Genomic DNA, 2786 nt, shown 5'->3' with positions numbered 1-2786 from the left:
GCGTCGGAACGCAACGAGATTTAGAAGGGGGTGTCGTCTCCGAACGACCCCGGAGTGCTCCATGCGTCGGCGCTCGTCTGCGACCCGGGGGTCGACCACGGCTCCTCCGAGACCTGCTGGCGCGGCTGTCCGCCGCCGCCGAACTGGCCCTGGCCGCCGCCGCCCTGGCCGCCCGCAGCGCGGGTGACCTGTGCGGTGGCGTAGCGCAGCGACGGCCCGATCTCATCGATCTCGAGCTCGATCGTGGTGCGCTTCTGGCCCTCGCGGTCCTCGTAGGAGCGCTGACGCAGGCGGCCCTGCGCGATCACGCGCATGCCCTTCGTCAGCGAACCCGCGACGTGCTCGGCGAACTCGCGCCACACGCTGGCCCGCAGGAAGAGAGCCTCGCCGTCCTTCCACTCGCCCGACGCGCGATCGAAGTTTCGCGGCGTCGATGCGATCGTGAAGTTCGCCACGGGCAGGCCGTTCTGCGTGTAACGCAGCTCCGGGTCAGCCGTGAGGTTGCCCACGACGGTGATGACGGTCTCGCCGGCCATGGGACTTAGGCCTTCGCCGCCGTCTTGCGAGCCGCGCGCTCCTCGGCGCGCTTCGCCTCGGAAGCGACCATCGCGATGGCCTCCTCGGCGCGCAGCACCTTGGTGCGCATGATCTGCTCGTTGAGGCCCAGCTGGCGGTCCAGCTCCTGGGTCGCCTCGCTGGTCGCGGTGAAGTTCACGACGGCGTAGATGCCCTCGTTCTTCTTCTGGATCTCGTAGGCCAGACGGCGCTTGCCCCAGATGTCGATGTTCTCGATGGTGCCACCGGACTCGGTGATCACCGTCAGGAACTTGTCGACGATCGTGGGAACCTGGCGCTCGTCGATCTCCGGCTGCAGGATGGCCATGAGCTCGTACTGGTGCGTCACTTACCCACCTCCTTCGGACTTGATCGGCTGCCGGGCATTTCCCGACAGCAGGAGGGTGTGTTGCACGTCATGCGGGCGAGCGCGAGCGCGCGCGGATCCGCACAACCTGCTCAGTCTATCGGACGTGCCGCCCTCGAGCGATCCGGGCTCTCAGGAACCGGCCCCTCGCGCGTCAGCCGAGCCGGTGATCGTGGACCGCGGAGGTGAGGCTGGTGCCGTTCAGCTCGAGGTACAGCTGCCGTTCGGTGATCGACAGCGTCACGGTGTTGCGGCGCTCGAGCGCGGCGACGGCGCCGTCGACGAACCGTGGATCGAACGTGTGCAGCACGAGCTCGTCCGACCGGTGGATGCGCTTGCCGGCCCACGAGGCCAGCAGCCTGGAGGGCTCGCGCTGCGTGTAGACGACCGTGCGGTCGGCGAGCTTGCCGCCATGGTGCAGCCGCTCGGCGTCGGGCGCGCCGACCTCGATCCACGCGACGATGCTGCCCGTGAGATCGCGCACGAGCACGGCGGGCTCATCCTGCGAGGAGATCCCCTCACTGAACGCGATGCCCTCCTCGAACTCCAGGCAGTAGGCGAGCAGCCGCAGGATCATGTTCGCGTCGGTCTCCGACGGGTGCCGCGCGACGCGCAGGGTGAGATCGTCATAGACGCCACGGTCCACGTCCGCCAGCTGCACATCGAACGTGTGGATCGTCGCGCCCAGGGCCATGAGGATCGAGCCTACGCGGCGCCGTCGGGGAGCATGCCACGCCAGATGACGTCGATCGCGGCGCGGCAGCGGGCGATCGCCTCGGGCTCGGTCAGCGGCGCGCCTCGCACCACGAGCTGATAGTAGAAGACGCCGCTGAGCAGGTCGGCGCACGCCTCCAGGTCGAGATCCCCGCGCAGGATGCCGCGTTCGACGCCGGCGCGCAGCGCCGCGATCGTCGACACGCGGCGGCGCACGACGTGCGCCTCCCAGTAGGCGCGCTGCAGATGACGATCCTCCAGCCCGAGGATCAGCCGGCGGCGCATCCGCTGCTCCGGGTATCCGGCCGGACCGCGCTCCACCGTGCCGATGAAGGAGTCGTACAGCGCCTGACGCAGGTCGCCGTCGGTCGGGATCGCGTGCGTCGAGCGTCCCTCGTCGAGCGCGGTCGCGACGAGCTCGGTCAGCGACGGCCAGCGTCGATAGATCGCGGCACGGCCGACACCGCTGCGCGCGACGAGCTGCGCGGCGGTGACGGGCAGGCCCGCGTCGATGAGCTCGAGGGCGGCGGCGATCAGCCGCTCGTCCACGCCCTCCCGTCGCGGGCGACCGGGGCCGCGACGGCCCGCAGCCCCCGCGACCCCGGCATCGATCACCCCGCTGCCGGTCACACGACCGCCTTCCCGCGCAGCATGCCGATCAGCGCGTCGCTCAGGCCGGCGCGCCGGACCGGCGCGAGGGCGTCGCCGTCGTGTCGCTCCCGCAGCGTCTCGAGCGTGCCGCGCATCGCATCGGCCGAGAAGCCCCGCTCGGCGGCCGCGAGCACGGCCGGGTCGAGGGAGATCCCCATCGCCCGCATCATCGGGGCGGTCACGGCACGCGTCCGCGACATGATGGCGTCGAGATTCGGCCCCGTGCGGGCGTAGTCCTCGACGATCGTGTCGTCGTCGGCGCCCAGGGCGAGCAGCAGAGACGCCGCGAGCACACCCGTACGGTCCTTGCCCGCCGCGCAGTGGAAGGCGACGGTCCCCGGCGCGGTGGCCATCACGGCGAGCGCGTTCACGATGAGCGGCGCGGCGCCCTCGAACATGCCCACGTACATCGGCACGTAGGTGCGCCGGTAGTCCGGCCCGCCGAGGTCGCCCACCCGCGTGATGTCGCCGAGCAGCGACACGTGGTGATAGGTGACCG

General features: G+C 70.8%; 5 protein-coding genes. All 5 read right to left on the bottom strand.

From position 1 onward, the window contains the following. Nucleotides 1-20: 20 nt before the first annotated feature. Nucleotides 21-536, bottom strand: a complete 516-nt coding sequence (locus tag RIF89_RS13580; protein WP_309069621.1) for a single-stranded DNA-binding protein — start codon at nucleotides 534-536, stop codon at nucleotides 21-23. Between the two features lie 5 nt (nucleotides 537-541). Further along, on the bottom strand, nucleotides 542-904 hold the full coding sequence (gene rpsF, locus RIF89_RS13575; RefSeq protein WP_203136914.1) for a 30S ribosomal protein S6: 363 nt from the start codon (nucleotides 902-904) through the stop codon (nucleotides 542-544). Nucleotides 905-1076: 172 nt separating this feature from the next. Beyond that, nucleotides 1077-1616 carry a YaeQ family protein gene (locus tag RIF89_RS13570; protein ID WP_309069620.1) on the bottom strand — a complete coding sequence of 180 codons (540 nt, stop codon included), beginning with the start codon at nucleotides 1614-1616 and terminating at the stop codon, nucleotides 1077-1079. 11 nt (nucleotides 1617-1627) lie between these two features. Then, nucleotides 1628-2266: a TetR/AcrR family transcriptional regulator C-terminal ligand-binding domain-containing protein gene (locus RIF89_RS13565; protein WP_309069619.1), complete on the bottom strand. Its 639-nt coding sequence runs from the start codon at nucleotides 2264-2266 to the stop codon at nucleotides 1628-1630. Further along, on the bottom strand, nucleotides 2263-2786 hold a 524-nt coding region (locus tag RIF89_RS13560), incomplete at its 5' end, for a tyrosine-protein phosphatase (RefSeq protein ID WP_309069618.1). The genes RIF89_RS13565 and RIF89_RS13560, both read right to left, overlap by 4 nt.

Source organism: Microbacterium sp. (assembly GCF_031178525.1).
Classification (GTDB): Bacteria; Actinomycetota; Actinomycetes; order Actinomycetales; family Microbacteriaceae; genus Microbacterium.
Note: the sequence above shows the minus strand (reverse complement) of the source record. Positions and strands in the feature narration are given on the sequence as shown.

What these genes read in the sequence shown, in the direction of transcription:
- RIF89_RS13570 (WP_309069620.1), bottom strand. Translation starts at nt 1,616, where the DNA reads ATGGCCCTGGGCGCGACGATCCACACGTTCGATGTGCAGCTGGCGGAC.
- RIF89_RS13580 (WP_309069621.1), bottom strand. Translation starts at nt 536, where the DNA reads ATGGCCGGCGAGACCGTCATCACCGTCGTGGGCAACCTCACGGCTGAC.